The 26,252-nt window shown below is 29.8% G+C and carries 27 protein-coding genes and 1 riboswitch; of the genes, 24 read left to right on the forward strand and 3 right to left on the reverse strand.

Annotated elements, in window-relative coordinates:
- The first annotated feature begins 214 nt into the window (after positions 1 to 214).
- The 9 genes from Q3223_RS06800 (at position 215) to Q3223_RS06840 (ending at position 8,537) form a co-directional block, all read left to right on the forward strand.
- The gene (locus Q3223_RS06800) at positions 215 to 2,059 is read left to right on the forward strand and encodes a TIGR03960 family B12-binding radical SAM protein (RefSeq protein ID WP_219673571.1); all 1,845 of its coding nucleotides are present in this window, start codon (positions 215 to 217) and stop codon (positions 2,057 to 2,059) included.
- Between the two features lies 1 nt (position 2,060).
- On the forward strand, positions 2,061 to 2,762 hold the full coding sequence (locus Q3223_RS06805) for a TIGR03936 family radical SAM-associated protein (RefSeq protein ID WP_231300534.1): 702 nt from the start codon (positions 2,061 to 2,063) through the stop codon (positions 2,760 to 2,762).
- A gap of 16 nt (positions 2,763 to 2,778) precedes the next feature.
- Positions 2,779 to 4,200 (forward strand): Rne/Rng family ribonuclease, encoded by a 1,422-nt coding sequence (locus tag Q3223_RS06810; protein ID WP_054276232.1) that lies wholly within the window; start codon positions 2,779 to 2,781, stop codon positions 4,198 to 4,200.
- 100 nt (positions 4,201 to 4,300) lie between these two features.
- The gene (gene rplU / locus Q3223_RS06815; protein ID WP_003419082.1) at positions 4,301 to 4,612 is read left to right on the forward strand and encodes a 50S ribosomal protein L21; all 312 of its coding nucleotides are present in this window, start codon (positions 4,301 to 4,303) and stop codon (positions 4,610 to 4,612) included.
- Positions 4,613 to 4,626: 14 nt separating this feature from the next.
- Positions 4,627 to 4,944 carry a ribosomal-processing cysteine protease Prp gene (locus Q3223_RS06820; RefSeq protein ID WP_021383819.1) on the forward strand — a complete coding sequence of 106 codons (318 nt, stop codon included), beginning with the start codon at positions 4,627 to 4,629 and terminating at the stop codon, positions 4,942 to 4,944.
- A 13-nt stretch (positions 4,945 to 4,957) separates the two neighbouring features.
- The gene (gene rpmA / locus Q3223_RS06825; RefSeq protein ID WP_003419086.1) at positions 4,958 to 5,248 is read left to right on the forward strand and encodes a 50S ribosomal protein L27; all 291 of its coding nucleotides are present in this window, start codon (positions 4,958 to 4,960) and stop codon (positions 5,246 to 5,248) included.
- A 110-nt stretch (positions 5,249 to 5,358) separates the two neighbouring features.
- A complete protein-coding gene (gene obgE, locus Q3223_RS06830; RefSeq protein WP_054269676.1) occupies positions 5,359 to 6,636 on the forward strand; it encodes a GTPase ObgE in 1,278 nt (425 codons plus the stop codon).
- A gap of 29 nt (positions 6,637 to 6,665) precedes the next feature.
- Entirely contained in the window at positions 6,666 to 7,034 is a 369-nt protein-coding gene (locus Q3223_RS06835; RefSeq protein ID WP_284181768.1) for a YhbY family RNA-binding protein, read from the forward strand.
- A gap of 91 nt (positions 7,035 to 7,125) precedes the next feature.
- Positions 7,126 to 7,232: riboswitch (SAM riboswitch) on the forward strand.
- Between the two features lie 102 nt (positions 7,233 to 7,334).
- Entirely contained in the window at positions 7,335 to 8,537 is a 1,203-nt protein-coding gene (locus Q3223_RS06840) for a homoserine dehydrogenase (protein ID WP_407811795.1), read from the forward strand.
- Between the two features lie 121 nt (positions 8,538 to 8,658).
- Here the strand turns inward: Q3223_RS06840 and Q3223_RS06845 are convergent, their stop codons facing one another.
- Positions 8,659 to 9,225 carry a tyrosine-type recombinase/integrase gene (locus tag Q3223_RS06845; RefSeq protein WP_054269679.1) on the reverse strand — a complete coding sequence of 189 codons (567 nt, stop codon included), beginning with the start codon at positions 9,223 to 9,225 and terminating at the stop codon, positions 8,659 to 8,661.
- Between the two features lie 267 nt (positions 9,226 to 9,492).
- Positions 9,493 to 10,752 carry a nucleoside recognition domain-containing protein gene (locus Q3223_RS06850; RefSeq protein WP_054276235.1) on the reverse strand — a complete coding sequence of 420 codons (1,260 nt, stop codon included), beginning with the start codon at positions 10,750 to 10,752 and terminating at the stop codon, positions 9,493 to 9,495.
- 124 nt (positions 10,753 to 10,876) lie between these two features.
- Between Q3223_RS06850 and Q3223_RS06855 the strand changes: the two genes are divergently transcribed.
- From Q3223_RS06855 to Q3223_RS06875, 5 genes are all read left to right on the forward strand, one after another.
- Positions 10,877 to 11,590 carry a FadR/GntR family transcriptional regulator gene (locus tag Q3223_RS06855; RefSeq protein ID WP_054269681.1) on the forward strand — a complete coding sequence of 238 codons (714 nt, stop codon included), beginning with the start codon at positions 10,877 to 10,879 and terminating at the stop codon, positions 11,588 to 11,590.
- A 116-nt stretch (positions 11,591 to 11,706) separates the two neighbouring features.
- On the forward strand, positions 11,707 to 12,981 hold the full coding sequence (gene larA, locus Q3223_RS06860) for a nickel-dependent lactate racemase (RefSeq protein WP_231300536.1): 1,275 nt from the start codon (positions 11,707 to 11,709) through the stop codon (positions 12,979 to 12,981).
- A 16-nt stretch (positions 12,982 to 12,997) separates the two neighbouring features.
- Positions 12,998 to 13,786: an electron transfer flavoprotein subunit beta/FixA family protein gene (locus tag Q3223_RS06865; protein ID WP_231300537.1), complete on the forward strand. Its 789-nt coding sequence runs from the start codon at positions 12,998 to 13,000 to the stop codon at positions 13,784 to 13,786.
- A 13-nt stretch (positions 13,787 to 13,799) separates the two neighbouring features.
- Positions 13,800 to 15,020, forward strand: coding sequence for an electron transfer flavoprotein subunit alpha (locus tag Q3223_RS06870; protein WP_284181769.1), 1,221 nt, complete (start codon positions 13,800 to 13,802; stop codon positions 15,018 to 15,020).
- A gap of 10 nt (positions 15,021 to 15,030) precedes the next feature.
- Entirely contained in the window at positions 15,031 to 16,422 is a 1,392-nt protein-coding gene (locus Q3223_RS06875; protein WP_054269685.1) for an FAD-binding oxidoreductase, read from the forward strand.
- A gap of 220 nt (positions 16,423 to 16,642) precedes the next feature.
- Here the strand turns inward: Q3223_RS06875 and Q3223_RS06880 are convergent, their stop codons facing one another.
- Positions 16,643 to 17,923: a nucleotidyltransferase gene (locus Q3223_RS06880; RefSeq protein ID WP_284181770.1), complete on the reverse strand. Its 1,281-nt coding sequence runs from the start codon at positions 17,921 to 17,923 to the stop codon at positions 16,643 to 16,645.
- Between the two features lie 460 nt (positions 17,924 to 18,383).
- Between Q3223_RS06880 and Q3223_RS06885 the strand changes: the two genes are divergently transcribed.
- The 10 genes from Q3223_RS06885 (at position 18,384) to acpP (ending at position 26,245) form a co-directional block, all read left to right on the forward strand.
- A complete protein-coding gene (locus Q3223_RS06885; protein ID WP_054269687.1) occupies positions 18,384 to 19,580 on the forward strand; it encodes an acetate/propionate family kinase in 1,197 nt (398 codons plus the stop codon).
- Positions 19,581 to 19,672: 92 nt separating this feature from the next.
- Complete coding sequence (locus Q3223_RS06890; protein WP_054269688.1) at positions 19,673 to 20,197, forward strand: DUF177 domain-containing protein; 525 nt, start codon at positions 19,673 to 19,675, stop codon at positions 20,195 to 20,197.
- A 24-nt stretch (positions 20,198 to 20,221) separates the two neighbouring features.
- The gene (gene rpmF / locus Q3223_RS06895; protein ID WP_003419113.1) at positions 20,222 to 20,398 is read left to right on the forward strand and encodes a 50S ribosomal protein L32; all 177 of its coding nucleotides are present in this window, start codon (positions 20,222 to 20,224) and stop codon (positions 20,396 to 20,398) included.
- A gap of 203 nt (positions 20,399 to 20,601) precedes the next feature.
- Complete coding sequence (gene fapR / locus Q3223_RS06900) at positions 20,602 to 21,159, forward strand: transcription factor FapR (RefSeq protein WP_003419115.1); 558 nt, start codon at positions 20,602 to 20,604, stop codon at positions 21,157 to 21,159.
- 10 nt (positions 21,160 to 21,169) lie between these two features.
- Entirely contained in the window at positions 21,170 to 22,192 is a 1,023-nt protein-coding gene (gene plsX, locus Q3223_RS06905) for a phosphate acyltransferase PlsX (protein WP_054269689.1), read from the forward strand.
- A 25-nt stretch (positions 22,193 to 22,217) separates the two neighbouring features.
- Entirely contained in the window at positions 22,218 to 23,204 is a 987-nt protein-coding gene (locus Q3223_RS06910) for a beta-ketoacyl-ACP synthase III (protein WP_054269690.1), read from the forward strand.
- 108 nt (positions 23,205 to 23,312) lie between these two features.
- Positions 23,313 to 24,242 carry an enoyl-[acyl-carrier-protein] reductase FabK gene (fabK, locus tag Q3223_RS06915; RefSeq protein ID WP_054269691.1) on the forward strand — a complete coding sequence of 310 codons (930 nt, stop codon included), beginning with the start codon at positions 23,313 to 23,315 and terminating at the stop codon, positions 24,240 to 24,242.
- A 15-nt stretch (positions 24,243 to 24,257) separates the two neighbouring features.
- On the forward strand, positions 24,258 to 25,208 hold the full coding sequence (gene fabD / locus Q3223_RS06920) for an ACP S-malonyltransferase (RefSeq protein ID WP_284181771.1): 951 nt from the start codon (positions 24,258 to 24,260) through the stop codon (positions 25,206 to 25,208).
- Positions 25,208 to 25,957: a 3-oxoacyl-[acyl-carrier-protein] reductase gene (gene fabG, locus Q3223_RS06925; RefSeq protein WP_054269693.1), complete on the forward strand. Its 750-nt coding sequence runs from the start codon at positions 25,208 to 25,210 to the stop codon at positions 25,955 to 25,957. Before fabD ends, fabG begins: the two co-directional genes overlap by 1 nt.
- 63 nt (positions 25,958 to 26,020) lie before the next feature.
- Positions 26,021 to 26,245, forward strand: coding sequence for an acyl carrier protein (gene acpP, locus Q3223_RS06930; RefSeq protein ID WP_003419132.1), 225 nt, complete (start codon positions 26,021 to 26,023; stop codon positions 26,243 to 26,245).
- Positions 26,246 to 26,252 lie beyond the last annotated feature (7 nt).

Below are 26,252 nucleotides of genomic sequence, written 5' to 3' on the forward strand. Positions count from 1 at the left end.
TTTATAATATATCATATTTTGTAAAAAAATTGTAATTCAATAAAAATTTAATGTAAAATATACTCAAATATTTTTAGTTATTCTATTTTGTGAATAATATAGGTTTTAAATTCAATATTTTAGTTATATTTTTGATAGAAAATATTTTATCGTGTATAATATTACTTATAAATAAGAATAAAAATAAAGAGCTTGTTTGGAGGAATTTGGATAAATGAATAAAGTAGACTTGAAAAAAATCTTAAAAAAAGTAGAAAAGCCTGCTAGATATCTTGGAAATGAAATAAATTCAATTCATAAAGATACTAGTAATAGTGAATTGATAAGATACGCACACTGCTTTCCAGATTTATATGAAGTTGGTATGAGTCACTTAGGAAGTCATATATTATACGATGTAATAAACAAAGATGAAGACGTATTTTGTGAGAGGGTATATTCTCCTGCTGTTGACATGGAAAATATAATGAGAGAAAAAAACATACCATTATTTGCATTAGAGTCAAGAGAGCCTATAACGAACTTTGATTTTGTTACTTTTACACTTCAATATGAACTTTCATATACTAATATCTTAAATATATTAGATTTAGCAAATATACCAATATTAAAAAAGGAAAGAAAACTGGAAGACCCATTTGTAATGGTTGGAGGCCCTTGTGCCTATAATTCTGAACCTTTAGCAGATTTTGTGGATATAGTAATATTAGGTGAAGGTGAAGAGGTCAATTTAGAAGTAGTAAATGAGTATAAAGAATGGAAGAAAAATAAAACAACTAGAGAAGATTTTTTATATAAAATATCAAGTATAGAAGGAGTCTACATACCAAGTTTTTACGATGTTAAATACAATGAAGATGGTACAGTTCAAAGTGTAACTCCTAATAGAGATGGTATTCCAAAGAATCCTACTAAGAGAATAATAAAAGATGTTGAAACTGTAGACTATCCAGAAAAACTAATAGTACCTTATATAGATACTGTTCATGATAGAATAGTGTTGGAATTATTCAGAGGATGTACAAGAGGATGTAGATTCTGTCAAGCAGGTATGATATATAGACCAATAAGAGAAAAAAGTGTTGAAAGACTTAAGGAGATATTAGATAAATTAGTTAAAAATACCGGATATGATGAAATATCATTATCATCACTTAGTACGAGTGATTATAGTAAGCTATCTGAGCTTACTGATTATTTGGTGGACGAGTATGCTTCTAATAATATAGGGATTTCACTTCCATCTCTTAGATTAGATAACTTCTCAATGGAAATTGCTGATAAAATACAACAAGTAAGAAAGTCTGGACTTACTTTTGCTCCAGAGGCAGGAACTCAAAGGCTTAGAGATGTTATAAATAAAGGTGTTACAGAAGAAGATTTAGAAAATGCAACAGAAAGAGCTTTTGAAATGGGATGGAATAGTGTCAAACTATATTTTATGATTGGTTTACCAACTGAGACTTATGATGATTTAGATGGAATAGCTAAATTAGCATATAAGGTTATTGATATTTACAGAAAAGTAAATGGAGGTAAATTAAAGAGAAGCTTTAGTGTTACAGTAAGTACTTCTACTTTTGTACCAAAGCCATTTACACCTTTCCAATGGCATGGTCAAGATACTACAGAAGCAGTAGTTGAGAAGCAAAGACATTTAGTAAATAAATTAAGAAACAACAATATAAAATACAATTACCATGATTCAAAAACTAGCTTGATGGAAGCTGTAGTGGCTAGAGGAGATAGAAGAATAGGAAAAGTTATATATGATGCATTCAAACTAGGTGCAAAGTTTGATGGATGGGCAGAACACTTTAATTTAGACATATGGAAGGAAGCTATGGAAAAGAATAACCTTTCTATAGATTTCTATGCACATAGAAATAGAAATTATGAAGAGGTATTTCCTTGGGACCATATAGATGTAGGTGTCAATAAAAAATTCTTAATTAGAGAAGATGAGAATGCTAAAAAAGAAAAAATCACTTCTGATTGTAGACATAATTGTAATGGCTGTGGAATAAATATACATGATATAGGAAGGGGGCTTTGCTAATATGAGTAAAATAATAAGAGTAAAATTTAAAAAAGAAGGCGATATGATATATATATCACATCTTGACCTTCAGAGATTATTGCAAAGAGCATTTAGAAGGGCTGAAATAAACTTAGCACATTCTCAAGGATTTAATCCTCATCCTAAGATGAGTTATGGTAATGCTTTGGCTTTAGGTACGGAAAGTCAAGGAGAGTATGTAGATATTGAGATAGAGGAAGAAGATTTATCAGTAGAGGAGTTTTTAAGTAAAGTATCAGTTCAACTTCCAGATGGGATAGAATTTATAAAAGTAAAAGAAATTGATAGACAAACACCTTCTCTTTCTTCTGTTATAGATTATGGAGAATATCTGTTTAATATAGAATTGAAAAGACCTCTTACTAAAGAGTTTGTAAAAAGAAAAGTAATTGATTTTATGAATAATAAAGAGATAATTATAACAAAGAAGAATAAAAAAGGTAAAATGGTCGAAGTAGATATAAGACCTATGATAAGAACTTTTGATGTTTTAAATTTAGAAGATGAACATATTACTCTTACTGCTACTATAGCTACAGGTTCAAAAACTAATTTAAATACTAATATACTTATTCCAAAAATATTAGAGATGTTTGAATTGAATGTTGACCCATTAGATGTTGATATATTGAGAAGAGACTTATATGTATTAGAAGATGGGGAATTAGTGACTCCTATGTAGCTCGAGAGGTGAAGTTGTGAAAAAGATAGTTATCGAGTCCTTAGTAGGGTCTCAAAAAACAGCAGTACTTGAAGATGAAAGATTAGCAGAACTTTTTGTTGAAGATAGTTTAAATAAAAAGACTGTATCCAATATATATCGTGGAATTGTAAAAAAAGTTATACCAGGAATAGAAGCTTGTTTTGTAGATATTGGCTTTAAAAAGCTTGCTTATTTACAATTGAAAAAAGGAAGCACTATAAAATCTGGTCAAGATATTCTAGTTCAAGTAAATAAAGAAGAGATAGGTACTAAAGGTGCAAAATTAAACACTGAAATTAGTATTTCTGGAAGGTATATTGTCTATATACCTTCCAATGATAGAACTACAATATCAAATAAAATTACTGATGAAAAAGAAAGATTTAGATTAAAAAAAATTACTAAAGCAGTGAATAAAGAAAATTTAGGATTAATAATAAGAACTGAGGCTCAAGGTTGTACTCATGATGAAATAAAAAAAGATATAGAAGAATTAAAATTACAGTATGAGAATATTTTAAAAGAATATAAACTTGGTATAGGACCAAAAGTATTATATAAATCTTTAGACTTTGCAACCAAATATGTAAAGGATAATGTGAATGATGATATCGAATCCATAATTACTAACAGTTATGATAGATATTGTGAACTTAAGTCTATTTTAAAGGGAATAGACAATACTTATGTTGATAAACTGTGTCTTGAAGAAAATAGAGATGTATTTGATTTATATAGAATAGAATCTCAAATAGAGAAATTATTAAATAAAAAGGTATGGTTAAAGAGTGGAGGTTATCTAGTAATTGAAAAGACAGAAGCTCTTACTGTTATAGATGTAAATACAGGTAAGTTTGTTGGAACTGGCAAACTTGATGAGACTGTTTATAAAACTAATATTGAAGCTGCAAAGGAAATTGTAAGGCAGCTTAGAATTAGAGATATAGCTGGAATAATAATAATTGATTTTATAGATATGCACAAAAAGAAGCATCAAAACGAGGTTTTACACCTCTTAGAGGAAGAATTTAATAAAGATAAAAGAAAAGCTGAAGTGTTAGGTATGACGAAGCTTGGTTTAGTAGAAGTTGCAAGACGTAGAGAAAAAGAGTCTATTGATAAATATTATCTAATGTCCTGCCCATGTTGTGATGGTGCACAAACGATAAAATCTATACATCATATGGTAGATGGCATTGAAAAAGAAATTATGAGAATAAGCGAGCATACAGTTTATAAAAATATAATAATAGAGTTTAATGATTTTATTTTTAGACAAATAAAAGAATATTATATGGATATAATTGATAAAATTGGTGAAAAATATAATATAAAAATTTCTTTAACTGCAAATTGTACATTAAAACACAATAAAACCAATGTTATTTTCGATAAAATAGTTGACAATAAAATGTAAATATTTTATAATTAATAATTGTAATGCCGCACAGTAAAGGTCTAAATCTTCAAATGAAGTACCTTGTACTGGCGAGTTTGAGGCCGAGGAGGTGTATTTAATGTACGCTATAGTAAAGACTGGTGGGAAACAATATAAAGTTTCTGAAGGTGATGTGTTATTCGTTGAAAAATTAGAAGCTAACGCAGGTGATGTTGTTACTTTAAACGAAGTATTAGCTTGCTCTAAAGATGGAGAATTAAAATTAGGTTCTCCAGTAGTAGAAGGAGCATCTGTTCAAGCTAAAGTTGTTGAACAAGGTAAAGCTAAGAAAGTTATAGTTTTCAAGTATAAAGCAAAAAAAGATTACAGAAGAAAGCAAGGACATCGTCAATCATATACTAAGATAGTTGTAGAAAAAATAAACGCTTAGTAGTTGGTTAAGTTATGATAAAAGTAAAATATTATTATAATGATGATTTCTTGATACAAGGTTTTTGTTTAAAGGGACATGCTGATTTTGCTGAAATAGGCTATGATATAGTGTGTGCTGCAGTTACATCTAATGCTATTGCAGTTATAAATTCTTTAGACAAATTACAAAAGATTGAATTTGAGAAAGTAGTAGGAGAAGAAGGTCATATAGAATGTATAGTTAAAGATATACATATAAAAGATGCACAATTATTACTAAATCACTTTCAATTAGCGGTTGAAGAAATTAAACGGGAATACCCAAAAAATATAAAAATTTTAAAAAAGTAGGGGGTGACTCCATATGTTAAACATGAATTTACAATTATTAGCATCTAAAAAAGGGGTAGGTTCTTCTAAAAATGGTAGAGATTCTATATCTAAAAGATTAGGTGTTAAGAGATTCGATGGGCAATTAGTAACTGCTGGAAGTATAATAGTTAGACAAAGAGGAACTAAAATACATCCAGGAACTAATGTTGGAAAAGGTAGCGATGATACTTTATTTGCATTAGTTGATGGTACTGTTAAATTCGAAAGAAAAGACAAGAAGAGAAAAAAAGTTAGTATATATCCAGTAGCAATAGCTGAGTAATATACATAAAAGGAGTGTTGAGGCACTCCTTTTTCTTATAGTACTGATGAATTTATAATAGTGTTTTTGGTAATGCTAATTAAAAGTTTTTAATTAAGTAGGTGAAGAATTTGTTTATAGATAAGGCAAGAATATTTGTTAAGGCTGGAAATGGTGGAAATGGTTCGGTAGCATTTAGAAGAGAAAAATACGTTCCAGCTGGTGGACCAGATGGCGGAGATGGTGGTCGTGGAGCAAGCATCATATTTGAAGTTGATTTGGGTCTTAGAACGCTAATGGACTTTAAGTATCAAAAAAAATATCAAGCTCAAAATGGTGGGGACGGAAGCAAAGGTAAAAGAGCTGGTAAAAATGGAGAAAATTTAGTATTAAAAGTACCAGCAGGTACAGTAATAAGAGATGAGGCTACAGGTCTTATATTAGCAGATTTAAAGAAAGAAGGAGATACAGCTATAGTTGCAAAAGGTGGTATAGGTGGTAAGGGAAATCAACACTTTGCCAATGCAGTAAGACAAGCTCCAGCTTTTGCAAAGTCTGGTACAGATGGAGATGAAAGATGGGTAACTCTTGAACTTAAAATGATAGCAGATGTAGGTCTTTTAGGATTTCCTAATGTAGGTAAATCAACATTTCTATCTGTAGTAACTAAGGCCAAACCAAAAATTGCAAACTATCATTTCACAACATTGACACCAAATTTAGGTGTTGTCCAAACTAAGTTTGGAGATAGTTTTGTACTTGCAGATATACCTGGAATTATAGAAGGTGCTTCTGAAGGTATAGGATTAGGTCATGAGTTTTTAAGACATGTAGAGAGAACCAAGGTATTGATACATATTGTAGATATATCTGGACTAGAGGGTAGAGATGCTATTGAAGACTTTGACAAGATAAATGACGAACTTAGACTGTACAATGAAAAGCTTTCAAAGAGACCACAAGTTGTTGTTGCAAATAAATTTGATATATTAGAAGATGAAAGCAAGTTTGAGACATTTAAAAATGAATTAGAAGGCAGAGGGTATACAGTCTTTAAAATGTCTGCAGCAACTCGTGAAGGAATAGATGATGTAATAGCTTATGTCTCTAAACTTTTAAAAGAAGTAGAAGATGTAGAATTAGTTTCAGAAGAAGAAATGTACAGACCAGAGCTTGATATTGGTACTGAAGAAGAATTGAGTATAGATATTGAAGATGGAGTGTATGTAGTTACAGGTAAAGCACTTAGAAGAATAATGTATTCTGTAAATTTTGATGATATGGAATCTCTTCAATATTTCCAAAAAGCTATGGAAGGTCAAGGTGTGTTTGACAGACTTAGAGAGATGGGAATAGAGGATGGAGATGTAGTTAGAATTTACGAATTGGAATTTGAATTTTACAATTAATTTTAGTATAGAATTATAGAGGTGAGAATATGTTAAAAGGAAAACAAAGAGCGTATTTAAGATCTTTGGCAAATACTTTAAAACCTACTACACAAATTGGTAAAGAAGGTGTCACAGAAAGTTTCTTAGAGCAACTAGATGATATGTTAAGAGTTAGAGAGTTAGTAAAGGTTACTATACTGGAAAATGCAGGCCTTGATGCTAAAGAAACTGCTAATGTTGTATGTGAAGCTTTAAGAGCTGAATTTGTGCAAGCTATTGGTTTTAAATTTACTATTTATAAAAGAAATGTTGAGGAACCTAAGATACTTTTCCCAGGACATGAACAGGCAAAAGCAAAGATTAAAAATAATAACGTTACAAAAAAAGGGAAACCAACTAAAAGAGCGGTTAGATAATAGCCTATATACTTTTAGGAAAATAAGTTAAAAAAATAGTGACAATTGGCAGAAATTGTATTATACTATTAAACATAAATTTAAATTAGCAATCTTATCAAGAGAGGCAGAGGGACTGGCCCTATGAAGCCCGGCAACCAGTATATTTTATTATACATTGGTGCTAAATCCTGCAGCAGTTATGCTGAAAGATGAGTATAAACCCGTCATATGGCTTGAGTTTATACTCAAGCTTTTTTAATTGGTATATTTATACATATAAATAATTTAATATAATCAAAATGATGGGGGTATGTAACAGTGAAGATAGCAATATTAGGGTATGGAACAGTAGGAAGTGGATTAATTGATTTAATAGAAAACAATAATTCAAAAAGAGATATAGAAATAGTTGGAATTTTAGTTAAAAATAAAGAGAAACATAAGTCTAAGAAGTATTTTGACAAGATAACAACAGATATAGAAGATATATTTGATAAGGATATTGATATACTGGTTGAATTAATAGGAGGATTGAATCCAGCTTGTGATTATGTGACAAGAGCGTTAAATAAAAAAATACATGTAGTAACAGCCAATAAGGACTTGCTTGCAGAGAGAGGTAGTGACCTTATAGAATTAGCCAACCTAAATGATGTTAGTATTAAATTTGAGGCATCTGTGGCAGGTGGTATTCCAGTTTTAAAGCCATTGATAGAATCATTAGAAGGTAACAGTATAAAGAGTATAAATGCTATTTTGAATGGAACTTGTAATTTTATATTATCAAAGATGTATGATGAAAATTTACCATATGATGTAGCTTTAAAACAAGCTCAAGAATTGGGGTTTGCAGAAGTCAACCCAGATGCAGATGTTTTAGGATATGATAGTGCTAGAAAATTATCTATATTATCTACTTTGTCTTATGGAAAAATAGTATATTGGAAAGATTTATTACTAGAGGGAATAACTTCGATAGATGAAAAAGATATAGAATATGCAAAAAAATTAAATTGTAAGATAAAGTTGGTTGCTAGAAGCAAGTATGAATCAGGAGAAGTAAGTGGATTTGTTAGACCAGCATTGGTTGATAACGATAATATGCTTTCAAAAATAGATAATGAGTTTAATGTAGTAATTTTAGTAGGTGATTCAGTAGGAGAACTTTCTTTTGTAGGTAAAGGTGCTGGAAGAGGGGCAACAGGTAGTGCTGTTTATGCTGATATCATAGATGTAATAGATAAGAGAAATGCCAATATAAAGTCATTCTCAAAAGGCAAATTGGACTTAAGTGGACTTATAGAAGATGAATGTAGTGCTGTAGTTAGATTTGATGGATATAATAAAGATGGAATTTTAAAATGTCTAGATAAATATGTAGATAGTTACGATATTATAGACGACGAAGAACTAGCAATTTTTGTAAATGCAAAGTCAGAACATGAAATTGATAGACTCTTGGAAGAGGTAAAAAGAAACAATTATAGTAAATCAGTCAAAAAATTATTAAAGATAGATTAATCTGTTTATATAGGAATTATAAAATTGAAGGTGAAGCAAAACAAAATAAATATTTTGTTTTGCTTCACCTTTTTAATATCTGGTGAATTAATAAGATAATAGAAAAATAAATACGTTATAATTAGCCAATAAAGAAATTTTCACTAGCTTCATTGATAGCTTGTTGAGTTACCCTTATATATCGCTGTGTAGTGGCCACAGAACTGTGATTTAAGAGCTCCTTGACTAACTCTAAGTTATTATTACTCTTTTCAAATTGAGTAGTAGCATAGAGCTTTCTAAAGCTATGTGTGCTTATATTATACAAATTTAAGTATCTGCAAATTATTCTTAACTGTTTTTGAATAGCTTTTGTTTTTATATTTACTAAGTAGTCGTTTGATTTAAGATTATACTTTCTTGCATGTTCATTTATAGATTCAATTATATTTTTATTAACTGGTCTATACTGTAATTTACCTGTCTTTTTTTCATTTATTTCTAACATGTTACCCTTAAAATTTCCTATTTTTAATCTTAAAATATCTGATATTCTTAGACCTAAATTAGCTTCTAACATTAGTGCCAATGCAACTTTAGGATTTTTTCTAAATCTTTTTTCAACGCCATTTTCACTATAAATAAAGCCAGTATGTAATAGTTCCATTATCTTTTTATATTCGTCTATCTCTATAGGTCTTGTTGCCATTTTCAACCACTCCTCTTATTTGATTTGTTAAGTTTGGGTCGGTATTTATTATATAATATAAATGAAATATTATATAATGGAAAAATATACCAATTAACTTATGCAAGCGTGATATATGTGATTAAGGAGAATTTTTTGAAAAATATTTACTAATAAAATTATAAAATTGTGATGAAATAACTGTGTTGTTAAACTAATTAAAAAGGTTATTAAAATTATGACAAATATAATAAAAAAATGGAAGTATTTAGTCAATTTTTGTGATTTTTATTTTTTTCGTAAAAATTTTTTAATGGAGAAAGTGTTTTTATATCTGATTAATTTTCCATCTGTAGATAAACTTTTCATATGTTTTTTAGCAATAAATAAAGCTGAGATTAGATAAATTATTACTACAATTTGAAGAATTGTGTCATAATAGCTAAGATAATAAAACCAAATTAAGTTATTATATATAACATTATATGTATCAGCAAAACTAGAAACCAATACAGTAGAGTTTGCAATAGGATAAAGTATAAATATGAAGAGAGCAGCTAAGATTCCATGAGCAAACTTACTTAGTATGTATAATTTTAAATCTATGTCTGTTTTTGATAAAAATGTACAGCATTGAGCTAGTATGGATAATCCACTAAATCCTATTAAAAAGCTAGCTAAAGATGCTCTTAGTATTTCTGGAGCACTTGTTATACTGGATACCTTATTGCAACCTATAGTAATTTCAAATAAACCACTTACAAATGCTTGACAGAGCTCTTTGTTTACACCTAAAAATGAAAGGGGTAAATACAAAACTGATGCTATTAAAGATATTACATTAAAAAGTGATAGTATTTTAAATACTACTGAAAAAACAATTACAAATCCACCAACTGTGAGTAATGTGTTTACTCCATTAAATACAGCATTTCCAAATAGAACAAAAAATCCATTTCCACTTGAATTTCGAAGATTGATTATATTTTTTATGTTTGTTTTTAAATCTAATTTTGTCTTTGGAAGATTTTCATTACCATAATTTCTAAAAAAAAGACCAACCAATATAGTCCCTAGATAATGGCATAGAATCATTAAATAACCTAAATTTGAGTTTTGAAACATACCAGTGCCAACTGAACCTATTATGAATAAAGGTCCTGATGTAGAACAAAAAGAAACGAGTCTTTGTGCCTCATGTTTAGAAATTTGTCTATTATTTCTAAATTCAGAAGCCAAACTTACCCCTACTGGATAACCAGATACTGCTGATATTGCAAAAGCTAAAGCACTTTTACCTGAAACATTAAACACGAGTCTAGTTATGGGATTAATAATAAATCCTATAATATCCACTATTTTTAAATCGACAATCAGGTTTGCACCAATTATGAATGGGAGTAGTGATGGAACTAGGACGTTAGACCATATAGAGAAACCCTCTCTTGCAGATTTTATAGCTTCATTTGGGTATAGGATAATGCCTAAAACTAGAACTCCAACTATAATAGCTGGAGCAAAAAAAGCAATAATTTTATTTTTTTTCATAATATCACCTATAAATTTGAGTTATAAGATATTATATTAAAAATAATAAAAATATATGAATGTAATGGCTTAAGATATATAATAGATATATATTACAAGAACGATTATCATATTGGAGGAAAAAATGTTTAATAGTATAGCTAGTAAGAAAGTTTATGAACAAGTGATTGAACAAATACAACATAAAATACTGAATGGAGAATTAAAAAAAGGAGATAAATTACTGTCTGAAAGAGAATTGTCTGAACAAATGAATGTAAGTAGAACATCTATTAGAGAAGCTATTAGAGTCTTAGAAACTATGGGAGTGATAGAAAGTAGACAAGGTGAAGGAAACTTTATATGTACAAATATAGAAAAAACTTTAATAGAACCATTATCTATGATTTTTAAACTTAATAATGGGACACTTGAAGACATATTAGAGCTTAGAATAATTTTAGAGATTGAAATTGCAAAACTTGCTTCAAAGAGAATAACTTCTTCTGAAGCTATAGAATTGAAAAATATAATAGATGAAATGAGGATAGAAACTAAGAGAAAAGATAATAACCAAACTTTAGTTTTGTTAGACCAAAAATTTCACAGTAAATTAGCTACAATAAGCAAAAATTATTTAATTCAAAGTCTTTTTATGACAGCATCAAAATTATTTGATGGATTTATAGAAGATGCAAGAGAAAAAATAATTGCAGAACCTTTAAATGAATATATATTACTTGACCAACATGAGGCTATATATAATGCAGTTGTAGAAAATAATTTAGAACTTGCATGTGAAAAAGCAAAAGAACATATGAAGTTTATAAGTAAAAACTATAGAAAAAATGAAAATTAAAAGTTTGTTATAAAATAAATTATTCTTGCAAATGGAATATAATGGTATTATCATATAAGTGTAAAACTGGTATGACCACATACCAATTTTATAGTTTATATAATGGGAGATTAAAAATGGTAAAGTTAAAAGTACCGTATTCAAAGCAAGGAATGATTTTAGAAATACCTGAGAAACGTTTTACTGGTGTTTTGGAAGCAAAATTGGATAATTGTATAGAACATAAAACTCAAGAAGAAATTGTTGAAGAATCTATGAATAATCCAATAGGCTCTCATTCACTAGAAGTGCTAGCTAAGGGAAAAAAGAATGTTGTCATAATTACGAGTGACCATACAAGACCTGTGCCAAGTAAAATAACTATGCCAATTATATTGAAACGAATTAGGAAGGTCAATCCAGACATAGATGTGAAAATTATAGTGGCAACTGGATTTCATAGGCCAAGTACAAGGGAAGAGTTAGTTTATAAAATGGGAGAAGAAATAGTAGATAATGAGGATATAGTTATGCACATATCTACTGATGACGAATCTATGTGTAAAGTGGGAGTACTACCTTCAGGTGGGGATTTATATATAAATAAACTAGCATATGAGGCAGAACTTTTAATAGCAGAAGGATTTATAGAACCACATTTTTTTGCAGGTTTTTCAGGTGGAAGAAAAAGTGTACTTCCAGGAATAGCATCTGCAAAGACTATAATGTACAACCATTGTAGTGACTTTATAGATAGTGATAATTCAAGAACTGGAAAATTAAAGCATAATCCTATTCATGAAGATATGGTATATGCAGCTAAAGTTGCGAAGTTAGCATTCATACTGAATGTTGTAATAGATAAAGATAAAAAGATAGTTGCATCTTTTGCTGGTGATGTCGAAAAAGCACACACTAAAGGTTGTGAATTTGTAACAGAGCTATCAAAAGTAAATTCTATAAAATCAGATATTGTTGTAACTACAAATGGAGGATATCCGCTAGACCAAAATATTTATCAAGCAGTTAAGGGGATGACAGCAGCAGAGGCAACTTGTAGGGACGGTGGAGTAATAATAATGATTGCAGCATGTAATGATGGTCATGGAGGTCAATCTTTTTATGAAAATGTAGCAAATGCAGATTCTCCAAAGCAACTATTAGAAAAAATTAGGAGTGTTGGTAGATGTGATACAATCCCAGACCAATGGGAGTTTCAGATATTAGCAAGAATATTATCTAAATATACTGTGATAATGGTAACGGATAAATGTAATCCTGAAATGATAAAGAAAATGCATATGAAGCATGCGTTTAATTTTAAAGAAGCTTTAGAAATGGCGACTAGTATAGTTGGTATAGATAGTAAGATAGTAGTTATACCTGATGGAGTGTCAGTTATAGTTAAATAAAAAAGGAGTGTACTTTATGGAAATTTTGACATGTATAAAACAAGTACCTGGAACAACTTCAGTAGAAGTTGATGAAACTACAGGAGTACTAAAGAGAGATGGAGTAGATTCAAAAATGAATCCTTATGACCTATATGCTTTAGAAACAGCACTTAGAATAAAACAAGAAAAAAAAGCTAATCTAAAAGTACTTAGTATGGGGCCTCCTCAAGCAAAAAAAGTAATAGAAGAGAGCTTTATGATGGGAGCTGATCAAGGAGCTTTAATAAGTGATAGAAGATTTGGAGGTGCAGATGTACTGGCTACTTCTTATACTATATCACAAGGCATCAAGAAGATGGGAAAGGTAGATTTAATAATATGTGGGAAACAAACTACTGATGGTGATACAGCACAGGTTGGACCTGAAATAGCTGAGTTTTTAGATATACCTCATGTTACTAATGTCACAAAATTAATTGATGTCAAAGAGAAAAGTATAGTTGTTGAAATAGATATGCCAAACGATTTACAAGTATGTGAGATTGAATATCCATGTTTAATAACTGTAGAAAAAGATATTTTTCAACCAAGACTACCTTCATTTAAATTAAAATTAGATACTAAAGAAAGAAAAATACCTGTATATAACTTAGATGATTTTGAAGACAAAGACGAAAACAACTATGGACTTAATGGTTCTCCTACTCAAGTTGTAAAAATATTTCCTCCAAAGCCAAATACAGATAAAAATATTGTAAGAGGAAATGCAGATGATTTAAGTTCTGCACTCATAAATAAATTAGAGGAATTAAAATTAGTTTAAGGAGGATTAATAAATGTCAAAGATAATTGTAAATCAAGATAAAATAACTGATTTAAAAGGAGTATTAGAAATATGTCCTTTTGGTGCTATAGAAGAAAAATCAGGGATAGTAGAAATAAGTGCTGGATGTAAGATGTGTAAGTTATGTGTCAAAAGTGGGCCAAAAGGTGCATTTGAATTTATAGAGAGTTGCAAAGTACAAATAAATAAAGAGGAATGGAGGGGAATTGCAGTATATGTGGAACATCACAATGGAAGCATACATCCTGTGACATATGAGCTTATAGGAAAAGCTCGTGAGATGGCATCAAAGATAAAACAACCTGTGTATTGTGTGTTTGTAGGAAAAGATATAAAAGATAAGTGTAATAATTTGATTTCTTATGGTGTGGATGAAGTATTCGTATATGATGAGGATGAATTTAAAGATTTCAGGATAGAACCATATGCAAAAGCAATAGAAAATTTTATAAAGAATATAAAGCCAACAATAATGCTAGTAGGTGGAACTACACTAGGTAGGTCATTAGCTCCAAGGCTTGCTGCTAGATTTAGAACTGGTCTTACAGCCGATTGTACAATACTTGGTATTCAATCAAATACTGATTTAGACCAAATAAGACCAGCATTTGGTGGAAATATAATGGCTCATATAAATACACCTAATAATAGACCACAATTTGCTACTGTAAGATACAAAATATTCTCAGTACCAGAAAAAGTGCAGAATGCTACAGGAAAGATTACTTTATGTCAAATAGAAAAAAAAGATCTAAGCTCTAAGATTAAAGTACTGAGTGTAAAAGAAAAAAATAAAGAAGTGGGTTTAGAAGAAGCTGAGGTAATAGTTGTCGCAAGTAGGGCAATAAAGAAACAAGAAGATATGGAGATGATATATAAGTTAGCTGATAAATTAAATGCTCAGGTAGCAGGAACAAGACCTGTAATAGAGGCAGGATGGATAGATGCCAAAAAACAAATAGGTCTTAGTGGTAGAACTGTAAAGCCTAAACTTATAATAACTTGTGGTGTATCTGGAGCTGTTCAATTTGTTGCAGGGATGCAAGGTGCTGATTATATAGTAGCTATAAATAAAGATGATAAGGCTCCTATACTTGATGTAGCGCATCTAGCTTTAATAGGTGATATTTATGATATTATTCCTAAATTGATTGAAAAGATAGAAAATAAAAAAGATGATAATCAAATATATATGGCATCAGCAGCCAAATAGGGGGATAGAAATGTACAAATTAATCGATAAAAAAGATATAGATTTTTTAATAGATACTTGTGGAGAAGAAAACGTAATAGTTGGAAGTGATATAAATGAAGATTTTTCACATGATGAACTTGGAGGGATTGAAAAATATCCTGAAGTTTTAGTAAATGTAGTTGAAACTGAACAAGTATCTAAAATAATGAAATACGCATATAAAAATAATATACCAGTTACACCAAGAGGTCAAGGAACTGGTCTTGTAGGTGCTGCTGTTGCCATAAAAGGTGGAATAATGATTAATCTGTGTAAAATGAATAAGATACTTGAAGTTGATTATGAAAATTTAACATTAACGGTAGAACCAGGAGTATTGTTGATGACAATAGGTCAATATGTTCAAGATAGAGATTTGTTTTATCCACCTGACCCAGGTGAAAAAAGTGCTACAATTGCTGGTAATATAAATACTAATGCAGGTGGGATGAGAGCAGTAAAATATGGTGTTACAAGAGATTATGTAAGAGGTCTTGAAGTTGTATTGCCAAATGGAGAAATTATAAATGTAGGTGGAAAAGTGGTTAAAAATAGTTCAGGATATAGTATAAAGGACTTATTAGTTGGCTCAGAAGGAACTTTAGGAATAGTCACTAAAGCTATATTAAAATTGCTTCCACTGCCAAAGAAAAGTATAAGTTTACTTATACCATTTCCAAATTTATCAATGGCAATCGAGACTGTTCCTAAAATAATAAAGTCAAAGTCAATACCAACAGCTATAGAATTTATGGAAAGAGATGTAATACTAGCAGCAGAAGAATTTTTAGGTAAGAAGTTTCCAGATAATACATCAGATGCTTATCTTCTACTTACATTTGATGGAAATAGCACTGAAGATATAGAAAAAGAATATGAAAAGGTAGCTAATTTATGTCTAGAAAATGGTGCATTAGATGTATTTATATCAGATACACAGGAAAGAAATGATTCTATATGGTCAGCTAGAGGGGCCTTTTTAGAGGCTATAAAGGCATCTACAACACAAATGGATGAATGTGATGTTGTTGTTCCAAGAGATAAGATAGCAGAGTTTATAAGATATACTCATGAGCTTCAAGATGAATTAAAAATAAGAATAAAAAGTTTTGGTCATGCAGGAGATGGAAATCTACACATATATATTTTAAAAGATGGTATGGATGATAATACATGGAAGACAAGATTAAAAGAAACTTTTGACTGTATGTATAGAAAGTCCAGAGAACTTAGTGGTCAAGTTTCTGGCGAACATGGTATAGGGTATGCTAAAAAAGAGTACTTACATGAATCAAATTCAGATGCTTATATGATGCTAATTAAAAATATAAAGTTAGCTTTTGACCCAAAAAATATTTTGAATCCAGGAAAAATATATTAAACATACCAATAATGTAATATTTTAAAATTTACTTTTAAATGACAACATAAATTGTAAAAGTTTTAGGATGGCAATATTTACTTAAATTTAGAAATTAGCATAATATTTAAGTTGATGTTGCCATCCTAAAAGTATGTGCAAATAGATTCAAATGAGATTATTGTGTTTATATAAAGTATTAATAAAATAGTTTTTTATAAATATTTTTTATTTTAAGAATCTATTTTACATAGACTGGATGAGTATAAAAATCCATAGGACCTTTTATTAAGTCTTTATTATTTTTATAATATACTGAGTCATATATATTTGTAGATTTTATATCATAATTTATGAGTGTTTTAAAAATTACATCATCTAATGAAAATGATATATTTGAAAATTTGTTTATTATTTCTGTTTCAGATTTATTTTTTATTTCCTTTAGAACTTCTCTGCCTTTATCATTAAAAGCAAGTATTCTTACATAAGGAATAGCATCTATGTTTTTTACAAGTTGCATATCACTTTTTTTAATACCTAATAATATATTGTTTAAAGTTCGTTTAATTTTGGTTAAAGTATATCGTTTAGATTTAATTGATAATTGCAGTTCATATAAAGATTTAGATGTAAAAATATCTTTGTAGATTTTATTTTCTATACCTTCATTTACTTCAAAATAATCTTTTAAATTGTCTATATCTCTAAGTATAATGGTCTTTAAAGTATCAAAGAAAAAATCATCAAACATAGGTAAAAAGCCATTATCTATTTTTTCATTTAGGATGCTATAAGTCTTTTTTGGAATAACATTTTTTAAGTGAAAAAGACTATTATTTTCTTTAAGTGAAGTTCTTATAGCAGTAGCAGAACAAATATTACTATTAATTTCTTCAGAATTGTATTCTGAATGAACTCTAGAGATAGTAAATGGTTTTATATCACTATTTAGGTGGATAAGATTTTTTATATATTCTATACCAAGTATATTATTTGATGAATTTAATGTTTTTGATAATTGTTCCTTTGAATAATTCTCCATGAATCCATTTTTTTTGCATCGATGTATATAATCAAAAAGTGCATTAGCTCTAGCTGTTGGAAATAACATGCCCTCATCTAAATATTTTTTTAAGAATAGCTTAAAGTCATCTGGCTCACTTGCTAAAATTTCTGCAATATTGTAAAGAATTTCTGTATTTCCTTCTTCGCTACCAAAACATACAGAATCTATACAGTTTAGTGAATTTAAAATTGTTATGGCACCATGAGAAAAAATTTCAGCACTTTGGCAAGCAAATAGAGTTGGTAATTCTATAACTAAGTCTACACCATTTTCGACAGCAATTTTTGCTCTAGTATATTTATCAAATAAAGCTGGTTCGCCCCTTTGTAGAAAATTTCCACTCATTATTGCTACAGTATGTGTTGCATTTGTTTTTTCTATAGATTTAGATAAGTGATATATATGTCCATTATGAAATGGGTTGTATTCAACTATTAATCCAAGTACATTCATAAAATACTCCTTCTATCTTTAGTTATTTTTATATATATCTTAATTTATTAAAATGTATATAAAATTTAAATTTTTAATTATAAAACTAAAAAACGTAAAAAAAGTTATAAAAATGTAGAAATACTACATAATAAAAACCTAGTTAAATGTTATTAAAATAACTTTATTAGAGCTTTATATTATATTATTATAGCAAATGGGAAAGAATAATCTACATTAAGTTAATTTGTTAATAGATTATTAGGAAAATACACAAATTACCATACTATAAATATGATATAATATAAAAAAAAAGTATATACTTTTATATTAAAAGGTGATATATTATTTATGAAAATCGTTTAATGTATACAATAATATATCTATGACAAAATGATAAAAGATAGAGTTTTATTTAGACATTTATTACAAATCAAAATTTATTACATATTATTTATAAAAATCTAAGGAGGAAATAATAATGAAAATATTAGTATTAAACTGTGGGAGTTCTTCATTAAAATATCAATTAATAGATATGAGTAATGAAGAAGTTTTATGTATAGGATTAGTTGAGAGAATAGGAATAGAAGGTTCTATACTAAAACATGAAAAAGCAGGTAGAGATGATAAATACATTGTTGAACAACCAATGAAGGACCACAAAGATGCAATAGCATTAGTTTTAGAAGCTGTTGCTCACCCAGAATTTGGTGCAGTTAAAGAAATGAAAGAAATAGATGCAGTAGGACATAGAGTTGTACATGCTGGAGAAAAATTTGCTACTTCAGTAGTAATAACTCCAGAAGTAGAAGAAGCTTTAAAAGAGTGTATAGATTTAGCACCACTTCATAATCCAGCAAACATAATGGGAATAGATGCTTGTAAAGCTATACTTCCAGATGTACCAATGGTAGGAGTATTTGATACTGCTTTCCATCAAACAATGCCTAAATCTTCATATTTATATGGTTTACCTCATGAATTATATACTAAGTATGGGGTAAGAAGATATGGATTCCATGGAACTTCTCATAATTATGTATCTCAAAAAGCAGCAGAGATATTAGGAAAAGACATAAAAGATTTAAAAATAGTAACTTGTCACTTAGGAAATGGAGCTTCTATAGCTGCTGTTGATGGTGGAAAATGTGTAGATACATCTATGGGATTCACTCCATTAGAAGGATTAATAATGGGAACTAGATGTGGAGATATAGACCCAGCTATATTACCTTTCTTAATGAGAAAAGAAGGTTTAGATGCTGATGGATTAGACAAATTAATGAATAAAGAATCTGGAGTATATGGAATGACTGGAATTTCTAGTGACTTCAGAGATATAGAAGATGCAGCTAAAAATGGAGATGAAAGAGCTCAAGCGACATTAGAAGCTTATGTTAAAAAAGTACAAAAATATATAGGTGCTTATGCTGCTGAGATGAATGGATTGGATGTCGTAGTATTTACTGCTGGTGTTGGCGAAAATGGAAAAGCTATAAGAGCAGATATAGCTTCTAATATGGAGTTCTTAGGAATGAAGTTAGATAAAGAAGCTAATGATGTTAGAGGAAAAGAAACAATAATATCTACTGCTGATTCTAAAGTAAAAATGCTTTTAATACCAACTAATGAAGAATTAATGATAGCTAGAGATACATTAAGATTAGTAAAATAATTTAAGCAAACTTATGCCTATCAAGTAAAAATACTTGACAAACAAATGCTAGATTTGTATAATAAATTTGGTGATATGTTGAGGTGAACTTAATGAAAGTTAGCATAGAAAAAATAAATAGAAAAGAAACTGATAAAATAGACTTGAATTTTTGTGAAAAAATTGATACTATTAGTTATTGTGATGAGATTTACAAATTAGTATCACCTGTAAATTTAAAAGGGAAAGTGTCAAAGACTAATAAAGGTTTATATCTAGATATAGATGTCAATTTTACAATTGTTGACAATTGTTCAAGATGTCTTAAAGAAGTAGAGATACCACTAGAGTATTCTATACAAGGTTTTTTAGTAAAAGAAGAAGATTATGATGAAGATGAATTTGAGGAATTTGATCCTTTTATATTCGATGGCGAAGAAATCGACCTTATTGATATAATAGAACAGACATTAGATTTTAATGTACCTCATAAGGTTCTTTGTAGTGAAAACTGTGAAGGTCTTTGTCAAGTATGCGGAGCAAACTTAAATGAAGGAGAATGTTCTTGCAGTGAAATTACAAACGATGAGGAATACATAGATCCTCGTTTTGCTAAATTAAAAGATTTATTTAATTAAATTTTGACTAAGGAGGTGGCGTAAATGGCAGTACCAAAGCGTAAAACGTCTAAATCAAACACAAAAATGAGAAGAGCAGCTAACTCAAAGATGGAAGCAACAGGATTTGTAAGTTGCCCACAATGTCATGAGCCAAAATTACCACATAGAGTGTGTCCAGACTGTGGATATTATAAAGGTAAAGAAGTTGTGTCTAAGTAATAGCTTCTAAAAAACATGTAGAGTATACTCTACATGTTTTTTTTGTACATATAAAAATAAGATGATTTACTAGAGAAATAAGTGGATTTTATGCATATTAAAAAATAGAAAAATAATAATATAAGTATTGAAAATTTTTGTGTGTTACTATATACTACTATTAGTAGCTGGTACTAATTACAGCTATAAAATTTGGAGGGAACATGAAAAAGAAAAGTAAAGCCCAAAGACAAAAAGAGCTTATAGATATGCTAAAGACGGATCCTTTTTATACTGATGAAGAATTATCAAGTCTGTTTGATGTAAGTATACAGACTATAAGATTAGATAGAATGAGTCTAAACATACCAGAGCTAAGAGAAAGAGTCAAATCAATAGCAGAAACTCAGAGTTCAAAAGTAAAGACTTTAGGAGTAAAGGAAATTACAGGAGAAATCATTGATTTATCTGTAGGGCGATTAGGTATATCTATGTTAGAAGTTACACAAGACATGATTTACTCTAAGACTAATACTTTAAAAGATACGTATATATTTTCTCTAGCAGATTCATTGGCAATGGCTATAATAGATGCACCTAAAGTTATTATGAGAGTTGCAAATGTAAAAAGTTTTAAATTGATAGAACAACAAGATAGGCTTATAGCGAAAGCCGAAGTATATAGAAATATAGATAAAAAGCATTATGTAAAAGTTGTTATCAATAATAAAGCTCAAGAGCAAATATTTAGAGGAAAGTTTATCTTTGAAGAATTAGATTAGGAGGGTAATTATGAAAATAGTAATTGATGGAATGGGTGGAGATAATGCACCTAAATCTAATGTAGAAGGCGCAGTAAATGCTATAAAAGAATATAATGTTGATTTAATAATCACAGGAGATAAAGATTTATTAGAAAAGGAATTTTCAAATTATGAATTTGATAGAAATAAACTAGAAATAGTTCATACTACTGAGATTATAGAAAATGAAGATAAACCAGTAAAGGCTATAAGAAGTAAAAAAGATTCTTCTATGGTAGTAGCATTAAACCTCGTAAAAGAAGGAAAAGCAGATGCTATAATATCAGCTGGAAATACAGGAGCCTTACTTGCTGGTGGATTATTTGTTGTTGGCAGAATAAAAGGAATCGATAGACCTTGCTTATGCTCAGCAATACCGAATGTAAAGCGAGGAATGACACTTATAGCAGACTGTGGCGCAAATGCAGATTGTAAACCTAAAAATCTAGTTGAATTTGCAGCTATGAGCAATATCTATGCAAGAAAGGTTTTAGGTCTTGAAAATCCTAAGGTAGCATTAGCAAATGTTGGACTAGAAGAAGGTAAAGGCAATGATTTAGTTAAAAGGTCATACGAAGAAGTTAAAAAATTAGATTTAAATTTTATAGGGAATGTAGAAGCTAGAGAAGTTATAAATGCATACACAGATATAATCATATGTGATGGATTTACAGGTAATATATTACTTAAGTCTGCTGAAGGTGTAGCTCTTTCAGTTATGAGCCTTATAAAGGAAACTTTTATGGCTAGTACAAAAAGTAAAATAGGAGCATTACTTATAAAGGATGATTTAAGAAAATTGAAGAGTTTTATAGATTATTCTGAGTATGGTGGAGCTCCACTTTTAGGTCTAAATGGAGGCGTTATAAAAGCTCATGGAAGCTCTGATGCCAAAGCTATAAAGAATGCTATAAATCAAGGCATTAAATTTGCAAAAGGAAAAGTTGTTGAAGATATAAGTCAATTTATAAGCAAATATAATGAAGAAAATAAAAATAACGAAGATGAATAAACTCGTTTTGGAGGTTTAATATATAATGAATACAAAGGCTGGAATATTGGGAGTAGGAAGTTATTTACCTGAGAAATCATACGATAATTTTCACTTCGAAAAGATAATGGATACATCAGATGAGTGGATAAGTACTAGAACTGGTATTAAGGAAAGAAGATTTGCAGAAGAATCTGAAGCAACTTCTGACCTAGCATCTAAAGCTGCCCTAAAAGCGATAGAATGTGCAAAGTTAAGTGTAGAGGATATAGAGTTGATTATATTGGCAACAATTACTCCTGATATGTCTTTGCCTTCAACTGCATGTATAGTGCAAGATGCAATAGGAGCAGTGAATGCTACTGCATTTGATATATCAGCAGCTTGTTCTGGATTTGTATATGGAGTAACTATTGCAAAGCAATTTGTAGAAACTGGTTGTTATAAGAATGTACTTGTAATAGGAGCAGAAACTTGTTCTAAGTTTTTAAATTACGATGATAGATCAACAGCAGTATTATTTGGAGATGGTGCTGGAGCAGCTGTTATTGGACCTGTAAGTGAAGGTGGAATACTATCTACTCATATGGGTTCTGATGGTAAAGGAAAAGATTGTTTAAAAGTACCTGCTGGAGGTTCAAGACTTAAAGCAAGTAAAGAGACTGTAGAAGCTAATCTACATACAATAGAAATGGCAGGTAGTGATGTATTTAAATTTGCAGTTAGAAAGATGGCAGAAACTTCTTTAATAGCTCTTGAAAAAGCTAATTTAAATACAACTGACATAGACTATTTAATACCACATCAAGCTAATATAAGAATCATACAAGCTTCTTCTAAGAGATTAGAACTTGATATGAAAAAAGTTTATGTAAATATAAACAAGTATGGAAATATGTCTGCTGCATCTATACCAGTAGCATTAGATGAAGCTTACAGAGAAGGTAAGATTAAAAAAGGAGATAACGTAGTTTTAGTTGGCTTTGGTGGAGGTCTAACTTGGGGGGCTTCAGTTGTCAAGTGGACTTTATAGTAGAAAATATCTAAGATGCTTTAATTGACAAAATTAACTTTATATTAAGAGTAAGGTTGATTAATAATAAAAAGTTTACTTTTATGATTTCAAGTGAAGGAGAATTGTATGAATAAAATTTGCAAAATATTAAATATAAAATACCCAGTTATCCAAGGGGGAATGGCATGGGTAGCTACTGCATCATTAGCAAGTGCTGTATCTAATGCAGGAGGGCTTGGAATAATAGCAGCAGGAAATGCACCAAAAGAAGCTATAAAAAAAGAAATTATTGAGTGCAAAAAATTAACAGATAAACCTTTTGGGGTAAATGTAATGCTTATGTCACCATTTGTAGATGATATAATGGATTTGATTATAGAAGAAAATGTTCAAGTTATTACTACTGGAGCAGGAAATCCTGCAAAATATATGGATAGATTGAAAGAAGCTGGAACAAAAGTTATTCCTGTAGTGCCAACAATAGCTTTAGCTCAAAGAATGGAAAAGTTAGGGGCTACAGCAGTAATAGCTGAAGGTACAGAAGGTGGAGGACACATAGGAGAGCTTACTACTATGGTTTTGGTTCCACAAGTTGCTGATGCTGTAAGCATACCTGTAATAGCTGCTGGGGGCATTGTAGATGGTAGAGGTATTGCTGCATCTTTTGCATTAGGTGCTAGTGCAGTTCAAGTAGGAACTAGATTTATCTGTAGTGAAGAGTGTTCTGTACATTCAAATTACAAAAACTTAGTAATAAAGGCAAAAGATAGAGACGCGATTGTTACAGGAAGAAGTACAGGTCATCCAGTAAGAACATTAAAAAATAAATTATCAAAAGAATTTTTAAAGATGGAGCAAAATGGAGCTACTCCTGAAGAGTTAGATAAAAAAGGTACAGGTGCTTTAAGATTTGCAACAGTAGATGGAGATATCGAAAAAGGTTCATTTATGGCAGGTCAAAGTGCTGCTATGGTAAAAGAAATAACACCTTGTAAAGAAATTATAGAGACTATGGTAAATCAAGCAAAAGAGATTATGCCAGCAATAGAACTGTAAATCAGGAGGAGTAAGATGGGAAAAGTAGCACTAGTATTTCCTGGTCAAGGCGCTCAATATGTAGGTATGGCCAAGGATTTATACGAAAATAATGATGTTGCTAAAAATATAATAGATGAGGCTTGTGAAGTCTTAAAAATAGATTTAAAAAAACTTATGTTTGAAGGCAATGAAGAAGAACTTTCTAAAACTGAAAATACTCAACCTGCTATGGTTACACATAGTGTAGCTATATTAAAAGCAGTACAAGCTCAAGTAGATTTAAAATATAGTGCATGTTTAGGCTTATCTTTAGGAGAGTATAGTGCATTGGTTGCAGCAGATGCAATTGACTTTAAAGATGCTGTATGCTTAGTCAAAAAAAGAGGTAAGTTTATGCAGGAAACAGTTCCAACAGGTGTTGGAACTATGGCAGCAATTTTAGGTCTAGATAGAAGTATATTAGAAAATGTAGTTAAAGATATACAAGGAGGTATTGTAGAAGTAGCAAATTACAATTCTCCTGGCCAAATAGTTATATCTGGTGAAAATGAAAAGATAGAAGAAGCAATGGTGAAATGCAAAGAAGCAGGAGCAAAAAGAGCTGTTAAATTAAATGTAAGTGGGCCTTTTCACTCATCAATGCTAAAAGAAGCTGGAGTAAAATTAGGCAGTGAGTTAGAAAAAGTTAACATAACTAAACCTAAAATTGATGTAGTGGCAAATGTAAATGCAGATTATTATAAAAGTGAAGGGAAAGAACTACTTATAAAACAAGTAAGTTCATCTGTCCTTTGGGAAGACTCTATAGAAAGACTTTTAAATGATGGATATGATACTTTTATAGAAATGGGACCTGGAAAAACTTTAAAAGCATTCATCAAGAAGATAGCTTCTAACAAAAAAGCAAGTGCGAATATTTATAATATAGATGGTATAGATTCTCTTAATGAATTTGTACAAAATTATAGAAATGGAGAGATATAATGATAAATCTTACAGGACAAGTAGCAGTTGTTACTGGTGGCTCTAGAGGTATAGGAAAAGAAATAGCAAAAAAACTAGCATCTTTTGGGGCTGATGTAGTAATCAATTATACTTCTAAAGAAGATGAAGCACTAAAAACTAAAAATGAAATAGAAGGTATGGGTGTAAAGTGTACTTCTATAAAATGTGATGTGTCTAAATCTGAAGAAGTAAATCAAATGATAGATTCTGTTATAAAAGAATTTGGAAAAGTTGATATATTGGTTAATAATGCAGGTATAACTAAAGATGCTTTGCTTATGAGAATGAAAGAAGAAGATTTTGATAGAGTTATAGATATAAACTTAAAAGGTGTCTTTAATTGTACAAAAGCAGTTACTAAACCTATGATGAAAAAGAAGTATGGAAGAATAATAAATATGACTTCAGTAGTTGGAATTATGGGTAATGTAGGACAAACTAATTATTGTGCATCAAAAGCTGGTGTGATTGGATTTACAAAAGCTTCTGCAAGAGAATTGGCATCAAGAAATATAAATATAAATGCAGTAGCACCTGGATTTATAGAAACAGATATGACTAAAGTATTAAGTGATGATGTAAAAGAATCAACGCTTGCAAACATACCAAAAAAATCTTATGGTAAACCAGAAGATGTAGCAAATGCTGTAGCATTTTTAGTTAGTGACATGTCAAGTTATATAACAGGACAAGTTATAAATGTAGATGGTGGAATGGTAATGCAATAATAAAAAATAATAATTTAAAAAGTAGAGAAATCTATTAAAATAAAAAATCTTAGGAGGTACACAATGTTTAATAAAGTTGTAGAAATAATAATAGAGCAATTAGGAGTAGAAGATAAAGAAATAACTATGGAAACATCATTAATGAAGGATTTAGAAGCAGATTCATTAGATGCAGTAGAAATAATAATGGCACTTGAAGATGAATTTGGTATAGAAATACCAGATACAGAAGCAGAAAACTTCAAATCTATAGGAGATATAGTTAAGTATATAGAAGCTAATAAATAGTCGAGCT

The organism is Clostridioides sp. GD02367 (assembly GCF_045900275.1).
Lineage (GTDB): Bacteria > Bacillota > Clostridia > Peptostreptococcales > Peptostreptococcaceae > Clostridioides > Clostridioides difficile_A.

What these genes read in the sequence shown, in the direction of transcription:
- Q3223_RS06800 (WP_219673571.1), top strand. Translation starts at nt 215, where the DNA reads ATGAATAAAGTAGACTTGAAAAAAATCTTAAAAAAAGTAGAAAAGCCT.
- Q3223_RS06805 (WP_231300534.1), top strand. Translation starts at nt 2,061, where the DNA reads ATGAGTAAAATAATAAGAGTAAAATTTAAAAAAGAAGGCGATATGATA.
- rplU (WP_003419082.1), top strand. Translation starts at nt 4,301, where the DNA reads ATGTACGCTATAGTAAAGACTGGTGGGAAACAATATAAAGTTTCTGAA.
- Q3223_RS06820 (WP_021383819.1), top strand. Translation starts at nt 4,627, where the DNA reads ATGATAAAAGTAAAATATTATTATAATGATGATTTCTTGATACAAGGT.
- rpmA (WP_003419086.1), top strand. Translation starts at nt 4,958, where the DNA reads ATGTTAAACATGAATTTACAATTATTAGCATCTAAAAAAGGGGTAGGT.
- Q3223_RS06835 (WP_284181768.1), top strand. Translation starts at nt 6,666, where the DNA reads ATGTTAAAAGGAAAACAAAGAGCGTATTTAAGATCTTTGGCAAATACT.
- Q3223_RS06845 (WP_054269679.1), bottom strand. Translation starts at nt 9,225, where the DNA reads ATGGCAACAAGACCTATAGAGATAGACGAATATAAAAAGATAATGGAA.
- Q3223_RS06850 (WP_054276235.1), bottom strand. Translation starts at nt 10,752, where the DNA reads ATGAAAAAAAATAAAATTATTGCTTTTTTTGCTCCAGCTATTATAGTT.
- Q3223_RS06855 (WP_054269681.1), top strand. Translation starts at nt 10,877, where the DNA reads ATGTTTAATAGTATAGCTAGTAAGAAAGTTTATGAACAAGTGATTGAA.
- larA (WP_231300536.1), top strand. Translation starts at nt 11,707, where the DNA reads ATGGTAAAGTTAAAAGTACCGTATTCAAAGCAAGGAATGATTTTAGAA.
- Q3223_RS06865 (WP_231300537.1), top strand. Translation starts at nt 12,998, where the DNA reads ATGGAAATTTTGACATGTATAAAACAAGTACCTGGAACAACTTCAGTA.
- Q3223_RS06870 (WP_284181769.1), top strand. Translation starts at nt 13,800, where the DNA reads ATGTCAAAGATAATTGTAAATCAAGATAAAATAACTGATTTAAAAGGA.
- Q3223_RS06875 (WP_054269685.1), top strand. Translation starts at nt 15,031, where the DNA reads ATGTACAAATTAATCGATAAAAAAGATATAGATTTTTTAATAGATACT.
- Q3223_RS06880 (WP_284181770.1), bottom strand. Translation starts at nt 17,923, where the DNA reads ATGAATGTACTTGGATTAATAGTTGAATACAACCCATTTCATAATGGA.
- Q3223_RS06885 (WP_054269687.1), top strand. Translation starts at nt 18,384, where the DNA reads ATGAAAATATTAGTATTAAACTGTGGGAGTTCTTCATTAAAATATCAA.
- Q3223_RS06890 (WP_054269688.1), top strand. Translation starts at nt 19,673, where the DNA reads ATGAAAGTTAGCATAGAAAAAATAAATAGAAAAGAAACTGATAAAATA.
- rpmF (WP_003419113.1), top strand. Translation starts at nt 20,222, where the DNA reads ATGGCAGTACCAAAGCGTAAAACGTCTAAATCAAACACAAAAATGAGA.
- fapR (WP_003419115.1), top strand. Translation starts at nt 20,602, where the DNA reads ATGAAAAAGAAAAGTAAAGCCCAAAGACAAAAAGAGCTTATAGATATG.
- plsX (WP_054269689.1), top strand. Translation starts at nt 21,170, where the DNA reads ATGAAAATAGTAATTGATGGAATGGGTGGAGATAATGCACCTAAATCT.
- Q3223_RS06910 (WP_054269690.1), top strand. Translation starts at nt 22,218, where the DNA reads ATGAATACAAAGGCTGGAATATTGGGAGTAGGAAGTTATTTACCTGAG.
- fabK (WP_054269691.1), top strand. Translation starts at nt 23,313, where the DNA reads ATGAATAAAATTTGCAAAATATTAAATATAAAATACCCAGTTATCCAA.
- fabD (WP_284181771.1), top strand. Translation starts at nt 24,258, where the DNA reads ATGGGAAAAGTAGCACTAGTATTTCCTGGTCAAGGCGCTCAATATGTA.
- fabG (WP_054269693.1), top strand. Translation starts at nt 25,208, where the DNA reads ATGATAAATCTTACAGGACAAGTAGCAGTTGTTACTGGTGGCTCTAGA.
- acpP (WP_003419132.1), top strand. Translation starts at nt 26,021, where the DNA reads ATGTTTAATAAAGTTGTAGAAATAATAATAGAGCAATTAGGAGTAGAA.